General features: G+C 61.1%; 4 protein-coding genes. 1 reads left to right on the top strand and 3 read right to left on the bottom strand.

All coding sequences use genetic code 11. The features are described 5' to 3' along the window. A partial coding sequence (locus tag EN994_RS35735; protein WP_206530538.1) for a hypothetical protein occupies nucleotides 1-263 on the top strand: 263 nt, incomplete at its 5' end. Here EN994_RS35735 and rpmG read toward each other — a convergent pair. The 3 genes from rpmG to EN994_RS30570 form a co-directional block, all read right to left on the bottom strand. After that, nucleotides 256-423, bottom strand: a complete 168-nt coding sequence (gene rpmG / locus EN994_RS30580) for a 50S ribosomal protein L33 (protein ID WP_006201775.1) — start codon at nucleotides 421-423, stop codon at nucleotides 256-258. The genes EN994_RS35735 and rpmG overlap by 8 nt on opposite strands. 153 nt (nucleotides 424-576) lie before the next feature. Beyond that, entirely contained in the window at nucleotides 577-1035 is a 459-nt protein-coding gene (locus tag EN994_RS30575) for a hypothetical protein (RefSeq protein WP_024503577.1), read from the bottom strand. A 111-nt stretch (nucleotides 1036-1146) separates the two neighbouring features. Then, nucleotides 1147-1598: MFS transporter (locus EN994_RS30570; RefSeq protein WP_164746379.1), on the bottom strand; the 452-nt coding region annotated here is incomplete at its 5' end.

Here is a 1598-nt window from a genome sequence, read left to right as displayed (position 1 = left end):
GGCTTATCAGCCCGTTGCTGACGGCAAAGCCAGCAGCCAGAGCGACAAGGGCTGCAATGATTGCAGCTTTCAACTTCTTCGACATCCATAGGCGCCTTATTCGTGACACCCAACCCACGGCCAAGGGTGCCGCAACCATGGCTAAGGGTCAATCCTTTGGCTGGAGTCTCTGCTCGGATGCAACGAAATCAACTGTTACAAACGAAAAACGCCGCCCATTGGGCGGCGTTTCGGCATTGCGGCGGGAAACCCGGATTACTTGATCTTGGTTTCCTTGAACTCGACGTGCTTCTTGGCGACCGGGTCGTACTTGCGGAACGACAGCTTGTCGGTCTTGGTGCGGCTGTTCTTGCTGGTCACGTAGAAGAAACCGGTGTCGGCGGTCGACAGAAGCTTGATCTTGATGTTTGCGGCTTTGGCCATGATATCAGTCCGTTTGTTCGTGGGGTTTTGGCCGCTGGAGCACGGGGAAACACCCGGACGCGGGAAACTTGGCGCGACACATAAAGAACGCGCCCGGAAAGTCAAGCCCGGTAGGCCTTGTGCGACCCACCAGAGCCGGCTCGGGAGCGGAAATCATGCGGTTTCCGTCGCCGATGCCGCAACCTTCTTCCAGTCTCCGGTCGTGTTCCACCAGCGATTCGGATTGGCGCGGTCGTCCAGCCCCTTGGAACGGCTGGCGAGAATCGGCTGAATGCGGATCACCGGTTCCTGGTAGGAGTGCGCCTGGAAAATCGCCTCGACGACGCGGGCGGCCAGCGCCTGGTCGTCCGGCAGTTCGAAGGAAACCTCGACCGTGCCGGGGCGCCGCCGCAATTCGGTTTCGGCGCCGGCGGCCGCACCGTCAAGCGGCCTGTAGCGTTCGATGCCGTGCGCCGACTGATAGGCATTGCGGTCATATTTGCCCATGGCCAGCGGCGCGATCGCCACCACGGCATCCATGATGCGGTCGACGTCGGCGGCCGGAGCCTGGAAGGTCACGAGCAGAAGCAGTGTCATTCGTAGCGATGTGGTTTCAAAGCCGCTGTCGATCATGGAAGTGTCCTCAAGTGTTTTGGGACACCTTTTTAGCCCTGTGCTCCTGACACGGTTCTGTCAGCAGCCTGTCACCGTGCCGTGCCAAATGCATGGCAGGCCGCAGTCGCGCTACAGCAGGATCTTGCGAACCAACCTGACGGCGACCAAAGCGATATAGGCGGCGAAGAACAGGCCGAGCGACCAGCCGAAGCCGGACGGGCCGAACGCATCCATGCCGATGCCGATCGCCTGCGGCCCGAGCACCATGCCGACGCCGTAGCACAGCACGAAGGCGGCATTGGCCGACGCCAGTTCATGGCCGGAAAGCTGCGAGCCGAGATGGGCAAGGCCGATCGTGTACATGGCAGCGACGACGCCGCCCCAGACGAACAGAAGCGCGGCCATCAAATGCCAATTCTGGGCGAAGAAGGGCATGAACACGGTGCCGATAAGACCGACCGTCGCGCAGGCAATCAGCAGGTAGCGGCGATCGCTGACGCGGTCGCTGATCATGCCGATCGGGATCTGCAACAACACATTGCCGAGGCCGATCATGGTCAGCAGAAGGGCCGCATCGGCCT

The organism is Mesorhizobium sp. M7A.F.Ca.CA.002.09.1.1, assembly GCF_003998555.1.
Classification (GTDB): Bacteria; Pseudomonadota; Alphaproteobacteria; order Rhizobiales; family Rhizobiaceae; genus Mesorhizobium; species Mesorhizobium ciceri.
This window is presented reverse-complemented; position numbering and strand designations above follow the sequence as displayed.

Bases quoted from the DNA above. Each gene is read 5' to 3' on its own strand.
- rpmG (WP_006201775.1), bottom strand. From the start codon at position 423: ATGGCCAAAGCCGCAAACATCAAGATCAAGCTTCTGTCGACCGCCGAC.
- EN994_RS30575 (WP_024503577.1), bottom strand. From the start codon at position 1,035: ATGATCGACAGCGGCTTTGAAACCACATCGCTACGAATGACACTGCTT.